The organism is Pseudomonas sp. MPB03 (assembly GCF_046605385.1).
GTDB classification, from domain to species: Bacteria; Pseudomonadota; Gammaproteobacteria; order Pseudomonadales; family Pseudomonadaceae; genus Aquipseudomonas; species Aquipseudomonas zanjanensis.
Window position 1 is genome coordinate 4475928 of the sequence record NZ_CP176770.1, and the last position, 19602, is coordinate 4495529.

19 protein-coding genes are annotated in these 19602 nt (G+C 62.0%); 12 read left to right on the forward strand and 7 right to left on the reverse strand.

Features of this window, described 5'->3' with window-relative positions:
* Positions 1 to 327: 327 nt before the first annotated feature.
* From ACLH0I_RS19130 to ACLH0I_RS19145, 4 genes are all read right to left on the reverse strand, one after another.
* A complete protein-coding gene (locus tag ACLH0I_RS19130) occupies positions 328 to 1044 on the reverse strand; it encodes an alpha/beta hydrolase (protein ID WP_411385106.1) in 717 nt (238 codons plus the stop codon).
* A 65-nt stretch (positions 1045 to 1109) separates the two neighbouring features.
* Entirely contained in the window at positions 1110 to 2222 is a 1113-nt protein-coding gene (locus ACLH0I_RS19135) for a succinylglutamate desuccinylase/aspartoacylase family protein (RefSeq protein WP_411385107.1), read from the reverse strand.
* Positions 2223 to 2325: 103 nt separating this feature from the next.
* Positions 2326 to 3105, reverse strand: coding sequence for an ABC transporter substrate-binding protein (locus ACLH0I_RS19140; RefSeq protein ID WP_411385108.1), 780 nt, complete (start codon positions 3103 to 3105; stop codon positions 2326 to 2328).
* Between the two features lie 363 nt (positions 3106 to 3468).
* Positions 3469 to 3903 (reverse strand): rhodanese-like domain-containing protein, encoded by a 435-nt coding sequence (locus ACLH0I_RS19145; protein ID WP_411385109.1) that lies wholly within the window; start codon positions 3901 to 3903, stop codon positions 3469 to 3471.
* Positions 3904 to 4006: 103 nt separating this feature from the next.
* Between ACLH0I_RS19145 and ftrA the strand changes: the two genes are divergently transcribed.
* Positions 4007 to 4966 carry a transcriptional regulator FtrA gene (gene ftrA, locus ACLH0I_RS19150; protein WP_411385110.1) on the forward strand — a complete coding sequence of 320 codons (960 nt, stop codon included), beginning with the start codon at positions 4007 to 4009 and terminating at the stop codon, positions 4964 to 4966.
* Between the two features lie 210 nt (positions 4967 to 5176).
* Here ftrA and cobF read toward each other — a convergent pair whose 3' ends face one another.
* Both cobF and ACLH0I_RS19160 read right to left on the reverse strand, forming a co-directional pair.
* Positions 5177 to 5935, reverse strand: a complete 759-nt coding sequence (gene cobF / locus ACLH0I_RS19155) for a precorrin-6A synthase (deacetylating) (RefSeq protein WP_411385111.1) — start codon at positions 5933 to 5935, stop codon at positions 5177 to 5179.
* Positions 5932 to 6510, reverse strand: coding sequence for a histidine phosphatase family protein (locus tag ACLH0I_RS19160; RefSeq protein WP_250964616.1), 579 nt, complete (start codon positions 6508 to 6510; stop codon positions 5932 to 5934). Before ACLH0I_RS19160 ends, cobF begins: the two co-directional genes overlap by 4 nt.
* Before the next feature lie 299 nt (positions 6511 to 6809).
* Between ACLH0I_RS19160 and ACLH0I_RS19165 the strand changes: the two genes are divergently transcribed.
* The 8 genes from ACLH0I_RS19165 to ACLH0I_RS19200 all read left to right on the forward strand — a co-directional run bounded on the left by ACLH0I_RS19165 (position 6810) and on the right by ACLH0I_RS19200 (position 15077).
* Positions 6810 to 7664 (forward strand): MurR/RpiR family transcriptional regulator, encoded by an 855-nt coding sequence (locus ACLH0I_RS19165; protein WP_411385112.1) that lies wholly within the window; start codon positions 6810 to 6812, stop codon positions 7662 to 7664.
* Between the two features lie 2 nt (positions 7665 to 7666).
* The gene (locus tag ACLH0I_RS19170; protein WP_250964614.1) at positions 7667 to 8311 is read left to right on the forward strand and encodes an isochorismatase family cysteine hydrolase; all 645 of its coding nucleotides are present in this window, start codon (positions 7667 to 7669) and stop codon (positions 8309 to 8311) included.
* Positions 8308 to 9660, forward strand: a complete 1353-nt coding sequence (locus ACLH0I_RS19175; protein WP_411385113.1) for a glutamine synthetase — start codon at positions 8308 to 8310, stop codon at positions 9658 to 9660. The genes ACLH0I_RS19170 and ACLH0I_RS19175 overlap by 4 nt, the downstream gene beginning before the upstream one ends.
* On the forward strand, positions 9644 to 10396 hold the full coding sequence (locus ACLH0I_RS19180; RefSeq protein ID WP_411385114.1) for an N-formylglutamate amidohydrolase: 753 nt from the start codon (positions 9644 to 9646) through the stop codon (positions 10394 to 10396). Before ACLH0I_RS19175 ends, ACLH0I_RS19180 begins: the two co-directional genes overlap by 17 nt.
* 65 nt (positions 10397 to 10461) lie before the next feature.
* Positions 10462 to 11811 (forward strand): APC family permease, encoded by a 1350-nt coding sequence (locus tag ACLH0I_RS19185; RefSeq protein WP_250964611.1) that lies wholly within the window; start codon positions 10462 to 10464, stop codon positions 11809 to 11811.
* Positions 11812 to 11921: 110 nt separating this feature from the next.
* A complete protein-coding gene (locus ACLH0I_RS19190; protein ID WP_411385115.1) occupies positions 11922 to 12938 on the forward strand; it encodes an arginine N-succinyltransferase in 1017 nt (338 codons plus the stop codon).
* Between the two features lie 61 nt (positions 12939 to 12999).
* Positions 13000 to 14034: an arginine N-succinyltransferase gene (astA, locus tag ACLH0I_RS19195; RefSeq protein ID WP_411385116.1), complete on the forward strand. Its 1035-nt coding sequence runs from the start codon at positions 13000 to 13002 to the stop codon at positions 14032 to 14034.
* A gap of 173 nt (positions 14035 to 14207) precedes the next feature.
* On the forward strand, positions 14208 to 15077 hold the full coding sequence (locus tag ACLH0I_RS19200; protein ID WP_250964608.1) for an oxaloacetate decarboxylase: 870 nt from the start codon (positions 14208 to 14210) through the stop codon (positions 15075 to 15077).
* A gap of 142 nt (positions 15078 to 15219) precedes the next feature.
* Here the strand turns inward: ACLH0I_RS19200 and ACLH0I_RS19205 are convergent, their stop codons facing one another.
* The gene (locus ACLH0I_RS19205; RefSeq protein WP_053120907.1) at positions 15220 to 16449 is read right to left on the reverse strand and encodes an acyl-CoA dehydrogenase; all 1230 of its coding nucleotides are present in this window, start codon (positions 16447 to 16449) and stop codon (positions 15220 to 15222) included.
* Between the two features lie 177 nt (positions 16450 to 16626).
* On the opposite strand from ACLH0I_RS19205, the gene ACLH0I_RS19210 reads away from it, so the two are divergent.
* The 3 genes from ACLH0I_RS19210 (at position 16627) to ACLH0I_RS19220 (ending at position 19201) form a co-directional block, all read left to right on the forward strand.
* Positions 16627 to 17556 (forward strand): LysR family transcriptional regulator, encoded by a 930-nt coding sequence (locus ACLH0I_RS19210; protein WP_250964607.1) that lies wholly within the window; start codon positions 16627 to 16629, stop codon positions 17554 to 17556.
* A gap of 187 nt (positions 17557 to 17743) precedes the next feature.
* Entirely contained in the window at positions 17744 to 18145 is a 402-nt protein-coding gene (locus ACLH0I_RS19215; RefSeq protein WP_186730703.1) for a MerR family transcriptional regulator, read from the forward strand.
* 156 nt (positions 18146 to 18301) lie between these two features.
* Positions 18302 to 19201 (forward strand): hydroxymethylglutaryl-CoA lyase, encoded by a 900-nt coding sequence (locus tag ACLH0I_RS19220; RefSeq protein ID WP_411385117.1) that lies wholly within the window; start codon positions 18302 to 18304, stop codon positions 19199 to 19201.
* Positions 19202 to 19602 lie beyond the last annotated feature (401 nt).

A 19602-nucleotide genomic window follows, 5' to 3' on the forward strand; every position in this document is an offset into this window, starting at 1 on the left:
ATGCAAGGTGACACACCACTATCGCGAGCAGGCTCGCTCCCACAGTGGACTTGGGTGTACGCAACATCTAAGTCGGTCGCTGAACCTTGTGGGAGCCGGACTTGCCCGCGATGGGCCTCAACAGTCAGCATCTTAGTGACAGACACACCGCTATCGCGAGCAAGCTCGCTCCCACAGTGGACTTGGGTGTACGCAATATCTAAGTCCGTCGCTGAACCCGGTGGGAGCCGAGCTTGCTCGCGATGGCGTCGGCCCACATGGCATCGATACAAGCTGACCCACCGCTATCGCGAGCAAGCTCAGCTCCCACAGTGGACCTTCTTGCAGTCAGGGATTGAGCCGTTCCAGCCAGGCCCGCAGGTCTTGGACCTCCAAGGCAGTGATGCTGTGGCCGACGCCCGGGTAGGCATGGAATTCCGGTTCCAGCGCCAGCGTTTTCAGGAAACTGTTGGCCTCGGTGCCATCGTGATACGGGATGATCGGGTCTGCCGTGCCATGACCGATGAACACCGCCAGCGTCCGGCGTGACTCGTCGGGGGTCAGCTCCGCCCGCAGCACCGACAGGACCCGCCCGCCCATCGCGGCAATGCCGCCGACGGCTTCAGGGTGTCGCAAGGCCACTTCATAGCTCATCATCGCCCCCTGGCTGAACCCCACCAGGTAGACCTTGCTTGCATCGGTCGAATATTTGGCCCGGGCCTTGTCGATGAAGTCCAGCAGCATCTGGCCGCTGGCCTTCAGGTCCGAAGTGTCACCGTCATAAGCGCCGTCGCCCTTTTTCGCGAACCACTGGTAACGGTCCTGCTCCATGCTCTTCGGCGCCCGCACCGAGAGGTAGTTGTAGTCCCGGGGTAGCTCATCCTTGAGTTCGAACAGGTCCTGCTCGTTACTGCCGGAACCGTGCAGGAAGATCACCAGCGGTCGGTTCCGGGCGTGCTCATCGACTTGGGCCAGGTAGTTGAGCGGCAAGTCCGTGTGCAACGAGGGTTGGGCCTGCAACCCGGATGAGACCAGCAACAGAAACAGGGCGAGCGCTTTGAACATCGATCTTCCTCCATCGTTTCGACAGCCGCACGGCAAGGCGCGTGCGGTGAGATAGACAGCAGTTATCAGTCGTTGATCAATTTCCCCGTACGAATCGGTTCACGCCCGGCGACTTTCGCCTGCCAGATACCCGGCTGCGTATAACGTCCACGGTCCAGGGCGAACAACACACCGCTGGTGCCGGCCCGCACGGTGGTGACCAGATCGCCCAAAGGGTCGACCACTTCAAACAGCGGATCGCCCCGCTCCACCCATTCACCGGCCTCCCGCAGAAAACTCACCACGCCATGGTGCGGCGCGAACAGGTATTGCGTGCCTTCGAACGGAAAGCCTTCACAGCACTGCTCTGGCGCGGGCGGCCATTCCCCGGCGATGAAACCTTGCTCGGCCAGGAACCCGAGGATGGCTTCACAATTGGCCTGGGCCTGCTCCACCCGGGTATCACCCATGCTGCCCAGCTCCAGCGTTGTCGCCAGGTTCGCCGGTGGGATTGCCGCCGCGGGAAAGGCCTTGGCCAGGCGCAACCAGGGCGAGGAGCAGGATTCATCGAACGAACTGCCGCCCGAATCCTCGCACAGCAACGCCACACCCGCTTTCAAGCGTGCGGCCAGGGAACGCCATTGCGGCCACTGTTGCGGCAAGGCGTACAAGTGGATAGCGGCCTCGAAATCGCAATGCAGATCCAAGGTAATGTCGGCGTCGCAGGCGTGGCGCAGCAGCAGGCGATGCAGCGCTTCGAGTTGCGAAGGAGGTGGCGCCAGGTCGTCGAGGACCTCGGTCATGGCCTGGCGGATCAAGGTGATATTGGCAGCCGGATCGTCGCCCAGGCGCTCACCGATACGCTTCGCCACCGGTGCGCTGAGCTCCACGAAGGAACGGTTGAAATTCTTGCCGCTGCCCAGTTCGAAACGCCCCATGTGGGCACTTTGCAGATGCTGATCCAGACCGATGGGGTTGGCCACCGGCACCAGTTCGATCACGCCCTTGAGCATGCCCTGGGCCTCCAGGTCGTTGAGCCGCTGCTTCAGCTCCCAGGCGGTGCGCATGCCCGGCAGTTCATCGGCGTGCAGGCTGGCCTGGATGTAGGCCTTGCGCGGGCCATGGCCGTAACGAAACACACTGAGCCGGCGTTCGGTGCCCAGGTGACTCCATGGCAGGGTATGGTCGATGCGTTGCATGAGGAACTCCGAATGGCGGCATGACGATAGGCGCAGGGTAAACAATCGCCCATGAAAAAGGTGGCCGGCCGGGTCAACGGCGGGCCACCTTGGGGTTCAGCGATTAATGCCCGTAGACGTCAAAGGCGAAGTATTTGTCCTGCACCTTCTTGTACGTGCCGTTGGCGCGGATCTCGCTGATGGCGGTGTTGAATTTGTCGGCCAGGGCCTTATCGCCCTTGCGCACCGCTATGCCGGCGCCGCCGCCGAAGTATTTCGCGTCTTCATAGGTCGGGCCGACGAAGGCGAAGCCTTTGCCGGCGTCGGTTTTCAGGAAGCCTTCGTCGAGGTTGACCGAGTCGGCCAGCATGGCGTCGAGGCGACCGGAGACCATGTCCAGGTTGGCTTCCTGCTGGGAGCCGTAGCGCACCAGGTCGATCCCGGCGGGTACCAGCACTTCGGTAGCGAAACGGTCGTGGGTGCTGGCGCGCAGCACACCGACTTTCTTGCCCTTGAGTTCGGTCAGCGGATCCTTGACCGCGGTGCCCTCCTTCATCACGAAGCGGGCCGGGGTGTGGTAGTACTTGATGGTGAAATCAACGTTTTTCTTGCGATCGTCGGTGATGGTCATGGACGACAGGACCGCGTCGATTTTCTTCACTTTCAGCGCGGGGATCAGGCCATCGAACTCCTGCTCGACCCAGACGCACTTGACCTTCATCTGTTCACACAAGGCATCGCCGATATCGACGTCGAAGCCGGCCAGCTTGCCGTCGGGGGTTTTCATCGAAAAAGGTGGGTAACCGGCTTCGATCCCGAGGCGGATCGGCTTGGCGTCTTCGGCCACGGCCGACAGGGACAATACGGACAGTGCCAAAGCACCGAACATGGCTAGCTTCTTCATTTTCGCTCCTGAGTGCGCAGGTATTTTATTGGATCGTTATAGGCAGATTCATAGCAGCATTCGGTCAGCAAAAACCGAAGTGGCCGGGAGTCTAGAGGGGCACTCAGGAGGGGAATTATGTTGAGGCGACAAATAGTTATAAAAACAGCCAGGTGCGGCTGGCGGTCAAGGGATTTGCGAAAAGCCTGACAGGGAAACACTCCAAAGGCAGGTAAACACCCTGTGGCAGATACCCCCTGTGGCGAGGGAGCTTGCTCCCGCTGGGGCGCGCAGCGGCCCCAATAAAGGCGAGGCACCAAGGGGCTGCTGCGCAGCCCAGCGGGAGCAAGCTCCCTCGCCACAAAAGCCTGGTTGCAGGAGGCATCAGCAATCGCAGCTGATCGCCTCGTCCGCCACGCGCTCCACCGAGCCGGTCAGGCGAAAGCCTTCGTCGAGCCAGCCCATGATGCCGCCGATCATTTCCTTGACCGGGTAGCCCAAGGTTGCCAGGCGCACCGCCGCCTTGTTCGCGCCATTGCAATGGGGGCCGGCGCAATACACCACGAACAAGGTGGTCCTGGCATAGGCCGCCAGTGCCTGGGCGGTGAGCGTGCGGGTCGGCAGGTTGATCGCCCCGGGGACATGGCCGCGCTCATAGGCCAGCGGTCCGCGAACATCCACCAGCACAAAATCGATATGACCGGCCTGTTGACTGGCGTGAACGTCGGAACAATCCGTTTCGAACGACAAGCGACGGCTGAAATGCTCCAGGGCAATATCGGAAGGGGCGGCAGGCACTTCGCGAACCAGGCTGGTCATGGGTGTGTACTCCAAGGGTAGATAAAGGCGTGGAGAGACTTTATCCCCCCGATGCTTGCCGCTACAGTGGCGTACAAGACACTCTGTGGGAACTTTCCGACAAATGCAGCCTATTCCGGGTTTGGTCGCGATCCTCGCCTACGACGGCCTGTGCACCTTCGAATTCGGTGTCGCCGTCGAGATTTTCGGATTGGAACGGCCGGAATTCAATTTCCCTTGGTACGAGCATCGGATCGTCGCGATCGATGATGGCCCGATGCGCGCCATGGGCGGCTTCCAGGTATTGGCCGATGGCGGCATGGAACTGCTCGAAACCGCCCGGACCATTGTCATACCAGGCTGGCGCAGCCGCAGCGAGCCACCGTCCCAGGCGCTGCTCGACGCATTGCGCAGGGCCCATGCCCGTGGGGCGCGTCTGTTGTCGATCTGCTCCGGTGCCTTCGTGCTGGCCGCCGCCGGCCTGCTCGATGGCCTCGGCGCCACGACTCACTGGCGCTACACCGACGAACTGGCCAAGAGCTTTCCCGCCGTGCGGGTCGACCCGGATGTGTTGTACGTCGACTCGGGGCAGGTCATTACCTCGGCGGGCAGCGCCGCCGGCATCGATGCCTGCCTGCACCTGGTGGCACGGGACTATGGCCTTCAGGTCGCCAACACCGTGGCGCGCCGGTTGGTGATGACACCGCAACGGACGGGCGGCCAGGCGCAGTTCATCCCCTCGCCGGTCAGCCGTACGCCACGCAGCGACCTGTCGAGCGTCATGCAATGGGCCCGCGAGCGCCTGCACGAACCCCTCGGCGTGCGCGAGCTGGCCAGCCAGGCGGCCATGAGCGAACGCACTTTCCTGCGTCACTTCACCCAGGCCTGCGGTGTGTCGCCCAAGGCCTGGCTGCAACACGAGCGCCTGGCCCGGGCCCGGGAGCTGCTGGAAAGCACCGGCGACAACACCGACAACATTGCGCAACTGTGTGGTTATCGCTCGGTGGAAAGCTTTCGCGTGGCGTTTCGCAGCGTGGTGGGGTTGGCGCCGTCGGTGTATCGGGAACGGTTTGGGCGGGGATAAAGATGCCGGGAAATCATGCCCCTCCGTGGCGAGGGAGCTTGCTCCCGCTCGACTGCGCAGCAGGCGCTGTAGGAGCTGCCGAAGGCTGCGATCTTTTATCTTTCCCTTGGGACTCAAGTGCCTAGGGAAAGATCGCAGCCTCGTTGCACTCGACAGCTCCTACAGGCCCAGCGGGAGCAAGCTCCCTCGCCACAGGGTGAGGTGCAAGCGTCATCGTGGCTTACGCAACAAATACGTATCCATGATCCACCCATTGGCCTCTCGCGCGGCCTTGCGGGTGCGTTCGATATCATCGGCCACGTCTCCCAGCCGGCCGGCGATCAGGATTTCGTCCGGCATTCCCACATAGGCGCCCCAATAAATCTGCGTATCGGGATCGCTGACGTGGCGATAGCCATCCTCGGCATCGAGCATCACCACCACACTGGCCGCGTCGCCCACCTGCCCCGCCACCAAACGGCGTCCGGTGGTGATTTCCAGCGAACCGCCAATAGTGTTCAACGGCACTTTGTGCCGGGCGGCCAAGGCCTGGGCACTGGTGATGCCGGGGATCACCTCGAATTCGAAGGCGCAGCGGCCCGCCTCGAGAATCGCCTGCAGGATGCGCACGGTACTGTCGTATAACGCCGGATCGCCCCACACCAGAAAACCGCCCTGCTGGCCGCAGGACAGTTCTTCATTGATCAGCCGTTCGAAGGTGGCCTGTTTGGCGCGATTCAGCGCTTCGACGCTGTCCTTGTAGTCCACGTCGCCGCGTTGGCGTTCCGGGCTGTAGGCTTCGACGAAACGGTAGGGGCGATCAACGATGTAGCGTCGACAGATTTCACGCCGCAGGTCCAACAGTTTGTCCTTGGCCGGGCCCTTGTCCATGAGGAAGACCACGTCCAAGCGGTTCAAGGCTTTCACTGCCTGCATCGTCAAGTGGTCCGGATCGCCGGCCCCGATACCAATGACGGATAACTGCTTCATCGCGGCGACTCCTGGCCAGGTTCCTGGGCGCGCAATCGCCATACGCCGTTGAAACGCAACTCCAGGGTGGACAACGGTTCGATGTCGATCCGGTTGAACGTGGCGGCCGGGCAACCCAAGACGGTCATCAGCGCGGCACGAATCACGAAGGGGTGGGTGACGGCCAGCAGATGCCCCGGTCGGGCTTCCAGGCTGGCCAGCCAGTCTGCGACACGGCGACACAACCGGGCGACGGATTCACCGCCATGGGGAGCCGCCTCGGCATCGTCGAGCCAGGTTTGCAGGGCCTGCGGTTCAACCTTGAGCAATTCATCGATGGACAATCCGCGCCAGCGTCCAAGGTCACAATCGGCCAGGGCCGGGTCCACCTGAGGCTCGTCGCCGAACAGCGCGGCGGTCTGGCGAGTGCGCAGCTCCGGCCCGCAGAGCAGTTGCCTGACGTTTCCATAGCCATGCTCGATCTGCCCACGGCGCCCCAGCCAGCCGGCGTCCAGTGCTTCGTCCAGACCGAAGCGCGCCTGCTTCTGGGCAACGGTGCGGGCGTGGCAGATCAACGTCAGGCGAGTGGTTTGCACACTAGATTCTCAGGTAATCGGACGGGGCCCATGGGCTGAATATTCACGGGTTTAGTTGTACAGCACCTTATACGAAATCAAATAACTGAGACAAAAAGGCGTTATTTCCGACGACTCCATGAGCAACGACTGACATACCAGGCCCAGCTGACCAAGACCAATTCCTACAGGGCTTTCGCACAACTTTGGAGCATTTTAAACGGAACGTAAAAACCACTGGACATGTAGCACTAGCTACATAAATACTGTTTTCAGGAGTTATGAAAGAAAACCAACATTCATCCAGGCAAGGAGCACGGATGCCGCCCCTCAGAGACCTGATCACCGATCCCGGCCTGGTATTGACGCCGTCGGAACGCAAGGTCGTACGTGCCCTGCTCGATCATTACCCACGCAACGGCCTCGGTCCGATGTCACGCCTGGCAGACCATGCCGGTGTCAGCGACCCGACCATCGTGCGGCTGGTGAAAAAACTCGGGTTTGGCGGTTATGCCGAATTCCAAGATGCGCTGCTCAGCGACATGGACCATCGCCTGCGCTCCCCCCGCACCCTGTTGCAACCACGGGCCAAATTGCAGCAAGGCGATACCTGGAGCCAATACCTGGCCGCCAGCCAACGCAACCTCAACGACACCCAGGCGCTGACCCAACCCGAAGACGTGCGCATTCTCGTGCAGTGGTTGCTCGACAGCCGCCATCAGGTGCATTGTTTCGGCGGCCGCTTCAGCAGCTTTCTAGCCCATTACTTGCTCAACCATTTGCGGCTGCTGCGTGCCGGCTGTTTTGCCCTGGAAGACAACGCCCAACTGCCTGACCGGCTGTTCGACGTGCAGCGCCAGGACGTGGTGCTGATTTTCGATTACCGTCGCTACCAGGCCCAGGCCCTGCGCGTGGCCAGCGCGGCCAAGGCGCGGCACGCCCGGGTCGTGCTGTTCAGCGACGTCTATGCTTCGCCGTTGCGCGAGCTGGCGGACCTGATCATCAGCGCCCCGGTGGAATCGGTCTCGGCCTTTGACAGCCTGGTGCCGGCGCTGGCCCAGGTCGAGGCCCTGATCGCCTGCCTGACCCTGCAATGCCCAGAGCTGGCCGAACGCCTGGAAGGCATCGACGCCTTGCGCACGGAATTCAACACGCACCTGTTGGAGGAAAAATAAGGATGTTCTCGCTCCCCCACCGCTCGCCTCGGGATCTGCCATTCACCCGCCAACACACGGCATTGCTGTTGGTGGACATGCAGCGCGCCTGGCTGGAACCGCAATTCGATGCCCACCTGAACAGCCCCGAGGCCGCGTACTTCCTCCAGCGGGCCCGCCAGCAGGTCATTCCCAACCAGCAGCGCTTGCTCAACGCTATGCGAGAGGCGCGGCAAAACGTATTGCACACCCACATCGAAAGCCTCACCGCCGATGGCCGCGACCGCTCCCTGGATCACAAGCTGTCGGACATGCACCTGCCCAAGGGCAGCCCTGAAGCGCAGATCATTGCCGAGCTGACGCCGCAGGAAAACGACATCGTGCTGCCCAAGACCTCCTCCGGGGTGTTCAATTCCACCAACATCGACTACGTGCTGCGCAACCTGGAGACCCGGCACTTGATCGTCGCCGGAATCGTCACCGACCAGTGCGTCGACATGGCCGTGCGCGACGCCGCCGACCGCGGCTACCTGGTCACGCTGGTGGAAGATGCCTGCGCCACTTACACCGAACAACGGCACCTGGCGTGCCTGAACGCGATCAAGGGCTACTGCTGGATCACCGATACCGACACGGTACTCGCTCGCCTGCAGGAGATGCAGCCATGAGCCGCCCCGACGCCGCCGCCCTCCTCGCGCCGCTGCCGGTCACGACCCTGGTGACCACCGACCTGATCGGCGTGACCCGTGGGCGCTCGTTTCCCAGCGATGAATTGCCCCACTACGTCGCTGCCGGCTGTGGCTGGGTGCCGGCCAACAGCGCGTTGACGCCCCAGGACATCATCGCCTCGACCAACCCCTGGGGCGCCTATGGCGACCTGCGGCTGGTACCGGACCTGTCCAGCCGGGTGACTGTCAATAATGGCCCAGACGCCCAGGCACCGGCCCTGGACTTCATCCATTGCGACATTCGAGAGACCGACGGCCGGCCCTGGAGCGCCTGTCCGCGCACGCTGCTGCAGGATGAAGTGGAGCGTTATCGCAGCGAACTGGGCCTGCAAGTTTTCGCCGCCTTCGAGCATGAGTTCAACCTGGCTGCCACCCCTGCGCAGCCTGATCGCCTGGCCTTCAGCCTCCAGGCCCAGCGCCAGCAAGCCGGGTTCGCCGGGTGGTTGCTCAGCGCCCTGCGGGCCGGCGGCGTCGAGCCGGAAATGTTCCTGCCCGAATACGGCAAGCAACAATACGAAATCACCTGCCGCCCGACCCTGGGCGTGGCCGCTGCCGACCGGGCGGTGAACGTCCGGGAAATCACCCGCGAGATCGCCCGGCAGATGGGCCTGGACGTGAGTTTCGCCCCCAAGACCTCGGAACATGCCGTGTGCAACGGCGTGCATCTGCACCTGAGCCTGCAGAACCTGAGCGCGGATCCGGTGCTGCATGACGCCGCCAGCAGCAATGGCTTGTCCAGCCTCGGCCAGCATTGGGCCGCGGGTATGTTGCATTATCTGCCGGCGCTGTGTGCGCTGACCGCGCCGACGCCGCTGTCCTACGAGCGCCTGCAACCTCATCACTGGAGCGCCTCTTATGCGTGCCTGGGACAGCGCAACCGCGAAGCGGCGCTGCGCATCTGCCCCACCGTGAGCCTGGGCGGGAAACCACTGGCGAACCAGTACAACCTGGAGTTCCGCGCCATGGACGCCACCGCCTCGCCGCACCTGGCGATGGCCGCGCTGTTGATTGCCGGACGGCTGGGCATCCAGCAACGGCTGCCATTGCAGGCGGTCACCGATGAAATACCCGATGAGCTGGATGAAACACAACGCCGCGCCCGTGGCATTATCGCCCTGCCGACAACCCTGGCACAGGCACTGGACTGCCTGCGCCACAGCGGGGCATTGCTCGAGACCCTGCCCGGCCCGCTGGTCGAAACCTATTTCGCCTTGAAGGCCCAGGAATTGGCCTTGACCCAGGCGCTCTCACCTGTCGAGCGTTGCGAGCACTATGCACGAATCTATTGAATGTGCTGAAACGGGCCTCTACACCAGGCCAGCCTATCGATTGACCCGGGAAGACTCCGACCACCCGGTGCTGCTGGTGTGCGAACACGCCAGCCGTTTCATTCCCGTGGCGCTGAACGACCTGGGCCTGGATGAAACCGCGTCCCAGGAACACATCGCCTGGGACATCGGCGCCCTGCTGCTGGCCGAACGCCTGTCCGAAACCCTGGGCGCGACCTTGCTGTCGGCCAATTACTCACGGCTGTTGATCGACCTCAACCGCCCGCTGCACGTGCCCGACAGCATTCCGGCCCAGAGCGAGATCTACCAGGTCCCGGGCAACCACGATCTGGACGAGGCCACCCGCGAATATCGCCAGCAGTGCCTGTTCCATCCCTTCCATGATCGGTTGCGAGCGTTGATCGACCAGCGCCTGACGGCCAACCGGCCGGTGCGCGTGGTAGGCATCCACAGTTTCACCCCGGTGTTCTATGGCCAGCCACGCGCACTGGAAGCCGGCGTGCTGTTCGGCGAAGCCAAGGAATACGCCCAGCACATCGTCGACGGGCTGAGCCGGCATTCGCTGCGGGCAGCGGGCAACCAGCCCTACAAGATCAACCCCCTGACCGACATGACAGTCCCGGTGCACGGCGATGGCCGTGGCCTGGATTCGGTGCTGATCGAAGTGCGCAACGACCAACTGCGCAGCCCAGAATCGGTACGGACCTGGAGCGCCTACCTGGCGCCCCTGCTGTAGCGGCAGGCTTCCAGCGACAGACAGCAAGCAAGCGCAATCCACACAGCTGAAAAGGAAAACGGCTCATGAGCATCGAGGCATTTGGCTACAAACAGGAATTGAAACGCGGCCTGTCACTGACAGACCTGGTGGTCTACGGGATGATCTTCATGATCCCCATCGCACCGTTCGGCGTGTATGGCTACGTCAACGCCGAAGCACCGGGGATGGTGCCGCTGGCCTACATCATCGGCATGGTGGCGATGCTGTTTACCGCGTTGAGCTACGGCAGCATGGCCCGGGCCTTTCCGGTGGCAGGTTCGGTCTATTCCTACGCACAACGGGGCCTTAACCCACACGTTGGGTTCATTGCCGGCTGGCTGATGCTGCTGGACTACCTGCTGATCCCGCCACTGCTCTATGTCTACGCCGCCATGGCGCTGAACCATTTGTACCCGGACATTCCCAAGGTCGGTTTCATCCTGGCCTTCCTGGTGAGCGCGACCTTCGTCAACCTGCGGGGCATCACCTTCACCGCGCGGATGAATATCATCTTCCTGCTGGCACAGCTGGTGGTGCTGGGGATTTTCCTGTTCTACGCCTGGAACGCCCTGCAGGGTGGGGCCGGTCACGGCCAACTGACCCTGGCGCCGCTGTACAGCCCGGAACACTTCAACTTCGCCCTGCTGATGCAAGCCGTGTCCATCGCGGTGCTGTCGTTCCTGGGTTTCGACGCCATTTCCACCCTGGCTGAAGAGGTCAAGGGTGACCCGGGGCGCAGCGTCGGCAAGGCGGCACTGGTGACCTTGCTGGTGATGGGGGCGATTTTCGTGGTGCAGACCTGGATCGCCACCGACCTGGCGGCCGGCATGGGCTTCAAATCCGCCGACACCGCGTTCTATGAAATCGCCGAGCTGGCGGCCGGCAGTTGGCTGGCCACGTTGACCGCGGTGGCCACGGCCCTGGCCTGGGGCGTGGCGGTGGCGATCACCTCCCAGGCAGCGGTGTCGAGACTGTTGTTCGGCATGGCCCGGGACGGCCAGTTACCCAAGGTGTTGGCCAAGGTCCATCCGAAACACAACACCCCCTACATGAGCATCTACCTGGTGGCGGTGCTGTCGTTGCTGATCTGCTACCTGTTCATCAACGCCGTGGACACCCTCACCTCCCTGGTCAATTTCGGCGCCCTGAGCGGCTTCATGTTGCTGCACATCACGGTCATCAACCATTACTGGCGCCGCCAACAGTCCGGCCAACTGATTCGCCACGTGATCTGCCCGCTGGTCGGCTTCGTGATCGTCGCGGCCATCATGTACAACATGGGCGTGGCTGCGCAGAAGCTCGGCCTGATCTGGATTGCCGCGGGTGTGGTCTATCTGTGCCTGCTCAACAAATTCGGCAGTCGTACCGCCCTGCCCGATCCGGCAGGTCAATGAGGAGCGGCGGTCGAAAGGGTTCGGCCAGCCGTGGTTAAAACGCGTGGACATCGACAGTGATCGTCAAGCCCGGTGCCAGTCACGGGCTCCCTGGAACAGGAGTGCAATCCATGCTGGCCTTACGTCCAGTTCAATTAGCCGATCTGCCGCAGCTGCAACAATTGGCCCGTGACAGCCTGGTGGGCGTCACGTCGCTGCCGGACGATACCGGGCGTCTTGAGGAAAAAATCCTCGACTCGTGTGCTTCGTTCGCAGCCGATGTGCAGGGGCCGGGGGCGGAGAATTATTTTTTCGTCCTGCAGGACTTGGAATCCGGGCGCCTGGTGGGTTGTTCGGAGATCCTCTCCAGCACCGGTTGCAACGAGCCGTTCTACAGCCTGCGCAACCGGCCGTTTTCCAGCGAGTCCCGGGAGCTGAACATCCAGCATGGCGTGCCCGCGCTGTCGTTGTGCCAGGACCTCAACGGGCAGACGCTGCTGCGTGGCTTCCACATTGACGCCGAGCGGGTGCGCACGCCGGCATCGGAGCTGCTGTCCCGAGCCCGGCTGATGTTCATCGCCGCCCACCCCCTGCGCTTTGCCGAATCGGTCATCACTGAAATCGTCGGTTTCAGCAGCGAAGACGGCCAGTCGCCCTTCTGGGACGCCATTGGCCAGCACTTCTTCGACCTGCCCTATGTCGAAGCCGAACGATTGTGTGGCTTGCAGAGCCGGACCTTTCTCGCCGAACTGATGCCGCAGTACCCGATCTACGTGCCCATGCTCCCGCCAGCGGCCCAGGCCTGCATCGGCCGGGTGCATCCCGACGGCCAGGAAGCCTTCGATATCCTCGAACGCGAGGGTTTCGAAACCAACAGCTACGTCGATATCTTCGACGGCGGGCCGACCTTGCATGCCCGTATCGCCCATATCCGTTCCATCACGCAAAGTCGCCTCACCACCGCCAGGCAGAGCCTGCAGATTGACGCCCGCGGCTTGTACCTGGTGAGCAACGAGCACTTGGGCAGCTACCGGGCCATTATTGCCGAGCTGGACGTCAACGCCGACGGCCCGGTGGCCCTGTCACCCGCCATGCTGACCGCCCTGGACATCCAGGACGGCGCACGGATCCGGGTGGTTGCCCTATGAGCCTCATTCGAACCCATGGCTTGCACCGACGTTTGGACCGACACGACAAAGGAGCTGCAGCATGATTGTTCGTCCGGTGGCCATCACCGATCTGCCTGCCTTGCTGGACCTGGCCCGTTGCGCGGGGCCCGGGTTCACCAGCCTGCCGGCCAACGAAGAGCGCCTCGCCCATCGTGTTCGCTGGGCCCAGCGGACCTTTGCCGGGCAAGTCGAACGCGCCGACGCCGACTACCTGTTCGTGCTCGAAGACGACGACCGGCAGGTGGTGGGCATCAGCGCCTTGACCGGGGCGGTGGGACTGCGTGAGCCCTGGTACAACTATCGGGTCGGGGTCACGGTCAGCTCGGCGCCGGAGCTGGGCATCCAACGACAGCTCCCGACGCTGTTTCTCAACAACGAGATGTCCGGGCAATCGGAAATCTGCTCATTGTTCCTGCACCCCGAGCAACGCCACGGCCACAACGGCCGCTTGCTGTCCCTGGCACGCCTGCTGTTCGTGGCCGAGTTTCCCCATCTGTTCGGCGAAAAACTGATCGCCGAACTGCGGGGCCACGCCGACGAACAGGGCTGTTCGCCGTTCTGGGACAGCCTGGGACGGCACTTTTTCAAGAAGGACTTCAGCTACGCCGACCAGTTGTCCGGCATGGGCAACAAGTCGTTCATCGCCGAGCTGATGCCACGCCAGCCGCTGTACACCTGCCTGCTCACCGAACAGGCCCAGGCGGTGATCGGCAAGGCTCATCCGAACACCGAGCCGGCCCTGAAGATCCTCAGTGCCGAGGGTTTCAGCCATAAGGGCTACATCGACATTTTTGACGGTGGCCCGGTGATCGAGGCGCCGGTGTCGAAGATTCGCAGTGTACGCGACAGCCAGGCGCTGACCCTGGCCATTGGCACCCCGGATGAACGCGCACCGGTCTGGCTGATTCACAACCGGCGCCTGGAAAACTGCCGTGTGACCAGCGCCCGCGCGCACTTGCATGGCCACACCTTGGTGGTCGATCGCCTCATCGCCAAACGCCTGCAAGTGCAACCGGGTGACACCGTGCGCGCCGTGGCATTGCCCAGGCAGGGACAACAGGCGGTGGCCGCATAGCCCGCGTATCCGTCGGCTACCGGCCTTCGGGACTTGGGACCGTTGCGCTGATGCCATAACGGCATCGTCCATACGCATTCGTCATCATCTTTGCGCTTGCCACGTGATAGCCTTTGGATCTTTCGGCGTTGACACTTTTGCTCAAGCCTTTCCATTCCATTGGTGGAACTCATATGTCCAGGCTTTCCCATCAAGATTTGCGTCGTAACTTTCGTCAACTACTGGCTTCCAAGACCTGCTACCACACCGCCTCGGTGTTTGACCCGATGTCGGCGCGCATTGCCGCTGACCTGGGTTTTGAAGTCGGCATCCTCGGAGGCTCGGTGGCGTCGTTGCAAGTATTGGGCGCGCCGGACTTCGCCCTGATCACCCTCAGCGAATTCGCCGAACAGGCCACCCGTATCGGTCGCGTGGCCCAACTGCCATTCATTGCCGACGCCGATCATGGCTATGGCAATGCCCTGAACGTGATGCGCACCATCATCGAACTGGAGCGGGCCGGCGTTGCGGCGTTGACCATCGAGGACACCTTGCTGCCGGCCCAGTTCGGGCGTAAATCCACCGACTTGATCGGCGTGGCCGAGGGCGTCGGCAAGATTCGGGCGGCGCTGGAAGCGCGAGTCGACCCGGAAATGGCGATCATCGCCCGGACTAATGCGGGGATCCTGCCGGTGCAGGAAATCATCAGCCGGACCCAGCAATATGAACGTGCCGGGGCGGACGGGATTTGCATGGTGGGCGTGCAAGACTTCGATCATCTGGAGAAAATCAGCGAAAACCTGACGGTGCCGCTGATGCTCGTCACCTATGGCAACCCATTGCTGCGCGACGACAAGCGCCTGGCCGAACTGGGCGTGCGCGTGACCATCGACGGCCACGGCGCCTACTTCGCCGCGATCAAGGCGACTTACGACAGCCTTCGCGAACAACGGCAGATCTTCACCCAGGCCTCGGACCTCAGCGCCACCGAGCTGACGCACACCTACACCCAGCCCGAGGACTACATCCGCTGGGCCGAGGAGTACATGAGCGTCAAGGAGTAAGCTGATTCAGCTGTCCTGGAGGCCGTCATCGCGAGCAAGCTCGCTCCCACAGAAGCTTGCGGTGAACGCCAATGCTGCGTTCGTCCAACAAACTGTGTGGGAGCGAGCTTGCTCGCGATAGCGGTGCAAGCATGACGAACCTTCAGCGCCCGCTGCGCAGCATTTCCTTGGGCACGTACTTGCCGATCTCGAACTTGCCAATCGCGGCGCGGTGGACTTCATCCGGGCCGTCGGCCAGGCGCAGGGTGCGTTGCATGGCGTACATGTAGGCCAGCGGGAAATCGTTGGAAACCCCAGCGCCACCGTGGATCTGGATCGCCCGGTCGATGACCTTCAAAGCCACGTTCGGCGCGACGACCTTGATCTGGGCGATTTCGCTTTTCGCCACTTTATTGCCCACGGTGTCCATCATGTACGCCGCCTTCAACGTCAGCAGGCGCGCCATGTCGATTTCCATCCGCGAGTCGGCGATCTTGTCGATGTTACCGCCCAGGCGCGCCAACGGCTGGCCGAAAGCGGTGCGGCTGACGGCCCGCTTGCACATCAACTCCAAGGCGCGCTCGGCCATGCCGATGGAGCGCATGCAGTGGTGGATCCGGCCCGGGCCGAGGCGGCCCTGGGCAATCTCGAAGCCACGGCCTTCACCCAGCAGGACGTTTTCGTACGGCACCCGCACGTTATCGAACAGCACCTCGGCATGGCCGTGAGGCGCATCGTCGTAGCCGAACACCGGCAGCGGCCGGACGATCTTGACCCCGGGGGTGTCCACCGGAACCAGAATCATCGAATGCTGGGCATGCCGTGGTGCATCGGGGTTGCTCAAGCCCATGAAGATCAAGATCTTGCAGCGCGGATCGCAGGCGCCTGAGGTCCACCATTTCTTGCCATTGATCACCCACTGGTCGCCGTCACGCTCGGCGCGGGCCGCCATATTGGTGGCGTCCGAAGAAGCCACGTCCGGCTCGGTCATGGCAAAGGCCGAACGAATCTCGCCGCGCAGCAGGGGTTCGAGCCAGCGCTGCTTTTGTTCTTCATTGGCGTAGCGCACCAGCACTTCCATGTTGCCGGTGTCCGGTGCCGAACAGTTGAACGGCTCCGGCCCCAACAACGAGCGCCCCATGATCTCTGCCAGCGGCGCGTATTCCAGGTTGGTCAGGCCGGCGCCCAGCTCGGACTCTGGCAGGAACAGGTTCCACAGGCCTTCTGCCTTGGCCTTGGCCTTGAGCTCTTCCATGATGGCCGTGGGTTGCCAGCGGTCGCCTTCGGCCACTTGTCGTTCGAACACCGCTTCGGCCGGGTAGACGTAGGCGTCCATGAACGCTGTGACGCGTTCACGCAGTTCCTGAACCTTGGGGGAATAGGCAAAATCCATGGGCAGCACCTTCTTGGCAGAGGTTGTTTTAGGTCATGAAATCGATGCTAGTTCAGCTACGAAAATTTACCTAACCTATTCTCAGCGTGTATTAACATTCATCACCGATATATGTTTCACTGATTCTCATCGCCACCCGGCACCTCACAACAAGCCCAAGAACAAGAGTGCAGCGCCATGAATCTGAGCAAGGTCGACCTCAACCTTTTCATTGTCTTCGATGCGATCTACACCGAAGCCAACCTGACCCGCGCCGGGCAGATCGTCGGCATCACTCAGCCAGCCGTGTCCAATGCCCTGGCCCGTCTGCGCGAGACCTTCAACGACCCTCTCTTCGTGCGCACCGCCCAAGGCATGGTGCCGACGCCCATGGCCCAGAACATCATCGGCCCGGTGCGCAACGCCTTGTCATTGCTGCGGGTGTCAGTGCAGGAAAGCCGGATCTTCAACCCGCTGCAGGCCGTCAAGACCTATCGCATCAGCATGACCGACCTCACCGAAGGCGTGATCCTGCCGCTACTGTTCCAGCGCCTTCGCCGCCTGGCGCCGACCGTGGCGATCGAGAGTTTCCTGTCCAAGCGCCGTGAAACCACCAAGGAACTGGCCGCCGGCCGCCTCGATTTCGCCGTGGACGCACCGCTCAACACCGACCCGCAGGTGCGCCACGTCAAGTTAATGGAAGATCGCTACGTATGCGCCATGCGCAAGGGCCATCCCCTGGCGGGCAAGGAAAAGATCAGCCTCGACGATTACCTGGCCCAGACCCACGTGCACATTTCCAGCCGCCGTAACGGCCTGGGTTACGTTGACCTGGCCCTCGGCAAGATGGGCATCCAACGCAAGATCGCCTTGCGCTCCCAGCATTACTTGATGGCCTCCCAAGTGCTGCAGCAGACCGACATGGTCATGACCGTCCCCGAGCGCTTTGCCCGGCGTCACGATTTGCACGCCTTCCTGCTCCCGGTGAATGACGTGCCACCGGTGGAAACCCATCTCTACTGGCACGAAAGCACCGACCAGGACCCGGCCAACCGCTGGATGCGCGAGCAGATGATCGAGCTGTGCCAGCAGGTGACAGCCCATGAGAAGAAGCTCGATCAGGTTTAGCCTGATCCCATTGTGGGAGCGAGCTTGCTCGCGATAGCGTCAGATCAGTCGCCATTGATATTGACTGGTCTACCGCTATCGCGAGCAAGCTCGCTCCCACAGGTTTTATGTGCAAGAACCGCACTGCTTGACGCGCACGTCAACCTGCCTTTAGCTTAGCGCCAACCCTTTCGTTTCGAGCGCTTCCATGAGCAGCCAGACCTACAGCATCTCCGACCTCGCCCGCGAATTGGATATCACGACACGGGCCATCCGTTTCTACGAAGAACAAGGCCTGTTGAGCCCGGAGCGACGGGGTCAGGAGCGCATTTACTCGCCGCGGGACAAGGTCAGCCTGAAGCTGATCCTGCGTGGCAAGCGCATTGGTTTTTCCCTCGCTGAGTGCCGCGAGCTGATCGAACTCTACGACCCCACCAGCGGCAACCAGAAACAACTGCACAGCATGCTGGCAAAAATCGCCGAGCGCCGGGAACAGCTCGAACAGCAATTGCTGGACATCGAACAGATGAAGCTGGAACTCGACACCGCCGAAGAACGCTGTATCCAGGCGCTGGAGCAGACGCTCAAGGGCGAGGAAATCGCCCAGTAACACTTCATGCCCCTTGTGGGAGCGAGCTTGCTCGCGATAGCGGTAGACCGGCCAATATCAATGGCGACTGATCCGACGCTATCGCGAGCAAGCTCGCTCCCACAGGGGGACATCATCGCTCTCGATATTTTGGCAATTCATTACAGGTCACTCCCCATGCCCCTCCCCTCCTTTGTACGCTTGATCGAAGTCGGCCCCCGCGACGGGCTGCAGAATGAAGCCCAGCCCATCAGCGTCGCCGACAAGGTGCGCCTGGTGGATGCCCTGAGTGCAGCCGGCCTGGGTTACATCGAAGTCGGCAGTTTCGTCTCGCCCAAGTGGGTGCCGCAAATGGCCGGGTCCGCCGAGGTATTCGCGCAGATCCAGCGCAAGCCCGGTGTGACCTATGGCGCCCTGGCGCCGAACCTGCGGGGTTTTGAGGATGCACTGGCGGCCGGCGTAAAAGAAGTGGCGGTGTTCGCCGCCGCGTCCGAAGCGTTTTCCCAGCGCAACATCAATTGCTCCATCAAGGAAAGCCTGGAGCGCTTCGCGCCGATCATGGACGCCGCCAGACAGCACGGCGTCAGTGTGCGCGGCTACGTTTCTTGCGTGCTGGGCTGCCCTTATGAAGGGGCGGTCAAGCCTGAGCAGGTCGCGTGGGTCGCTCGGGAGTTGTATGCGATGGGCTGCTACGAAGTCTCCCTGGGTGACACCATCGGCACGGGCACCGCTGGCGCCACCCGCAGGATGTTCGAGGTGGTGGGCGCCGAAGTGCCGCGGGACAAACTCGCCGGACATTTCCACGACACCTACGGCCAAGCCATGGCCAATGTGTACGCCAGCCTGCAGGAAGGCATCGCGGTGTTCGACAGTTCCATCGCCGGCCTGGGCGGTTGCCCGTACGCCAAGGGTGCCAGCGGTAACGTCGCCACCGAAGACGTGCTGTACCTGCTCAATGGGTTGGGTATCGAAACCGGTGTCGACCTGGACGCATTGATCGCCGCGGGGCGGCAAATCTGTGACGTGCTCGGCCGCCCCAGCGGTTCGCGCGTGGCCAAGGCCCGCAGCGCACACTGAGGTGTTACCGCTGGCTTTGTAACAGCGGCGAAACGAGTAACACGGAAACAATTTGTCAGGTTTGGTCCGACAGGTTTTTCAGCTGAAAATCACAACATATTGATTTATATAGAGTTTTAAAAGTTGGCACGCCACCTGCTATATCTCTGGCATAACAAGAATAAAAAAACGCAGCAAACCCAATAAAAACAAGACGAAACGACTCTGACATAACAAAAACAACACGGCAGAGACGCAGCTAACAGATTTTTTTGGAGAAGATGGGCTTTTCAGGGTGCTTTCAGGAGCAACCCGCAACCGGGCAGAGAACAATAAAACTACCTTCAGGTAGCTCCCGAATCGGTTGGATCGCAAAGCGAAAAAGCAAATCAGCGCTCAAAAAAATACGTTTGCTCTTGATC

What these genes read in the sequence shown, in the direction of transcription:
- ACLH0I_RS19130 (WP_411385106.1), bottom strand. Translation starts at nt 1,044, where the DNA reads ATGTTCAAAGCGCTCGCCCTGTTTCTGTTGCTGGTCTCATCCGGGTTG.
- ACLH0I_RS19135 (WP_411385107.1), bottom strand. Translation starts at nt 2,222, where the DNA reads ATGCAACGCATCGACCATACCCTGCCATGGAGTCACCTGGGCACCGAA.
- ACLH0I_RS19140 (WP_411385108.1), bottom strand. Translation starts at nt 3,105, where the DNA reads ATGAAGAAGCTAGCCATGTTCGGTGCTTTGGCACTGTCCGTATTGTCC.
- ACLH0I_RS19145 (WP_411385109.1), bottom strand. Translation starts at nt 3,903, where the DNA reads ATGACCAGCCTGGTTCGCGAAGTGCCTGCCGCCCCTTCCGATATTGCC.
- ftrA (WP_411385110.1), top strand. Translation starts at nt 4,007, where the DNA reads ATGCAGCCTATTCCGGGTTTGGTCGCGATCCTCGCCTACGACGGCCTG.
- cobF (WP_411385111.1), bottom strand. Translation starts at nt 5,935, where the DNA reads ATGAAGCAGTTATCCGTCATTGGTATCGGGGCCGGCGATCCGGACCAC.
- ACLH0I_RS19165 (WP_411385112.1), top strand. Translation starts at nt 6,810, where the DNA reads ATGCCGCCCCTCAGAGACCTGATCACCGATCCCGGCCTGGTATTGACG.
- ACLH0I_RS19170 (WP_250964614.1), top strand. Translation starts at nt 7,667, where the DNA reads ATGTTCTCGCTCCCCCACCGCTCGCCTCGGGATCTGCCATTCACCCGC.
- ACLH0I_RS19175 (WP_411385113.1), top strand. Translation starts at nt 8,308, where the DNA reads ATGAGCCGCCCCGACGCCGCCGCCCTCCTCGCGCCGCTGCCGGTCACG.
- ACLH0I_RS19180 (WP_411385114.1), top strand. Translation starts at nt 9,644, where the DNA reads ATGCACGAATCTATTGAATGTGCTGAAACGGGCCTCTACACCAGGCCA.
- ACLH0I_RS19185 (WP_250964611.1), top strand. Translation starts at nt 10,462, where the DNA reads ATGAGCATCGAGGCATTTGGCTACAAACAGGAATTGAAACGCGGCCTG.
- ACLH0I_RS19190 (WP_411385115.1), top strand. Translation starts at nt 11,922, where the DNA reads ATGCTGGCCTTACGTCCAGTTCAATTAGCCGATCTGCCGCAGCTGCAA.
- astA (WP_411385116.1), top strand. Translation starts at nt 13,000, where the DNA reads ATGATTGTTCGTCCGGTGGCCATCACCGATCTGCCTGCCTTGCTGGAC.
- ACLH0I_RS19200 (WP_250964608.1), top strand. Translation starts at nt 14,208, where the DNA reads ATGTCCAGGCTTTCCCATCAAGATTTGCGTCGTAACTTTCGTCAACTA.
- ACLH0I_RS19205 (WP_053120907.1), bottom strand. Translation starts at nt 16,449, where the DNA reads ATGGATTTTGCCTATTCCCCCAAGGTTCAGGAACTGCGTGAACGCGTC.
- ACLH0I_RS19210 (WP_250964607.1), top strand. Translation starts at nt 16,627, where the DNA reads ATGAATCTGAGCAAGGTCGACCTCAACCTTTTCATTGTCTTCGATGCG.
- ACLH0I_RS19215 (WP_186730703.1), top strand. Translation starts at nt 17,744, where the DNA reads ATGAGCAGCCAGACCTACAGCATCTCCGACCTCGCCCGCGAATTGGAT.
- ACLH0I_RS19220 (WP_411385117.1), top strand. Translation starts at nt 18,302, where the DNA reads ATGCCCCTCCCCTCCTTTGTACGCTTGATCGAAGTCGGCCCCCGCGAC.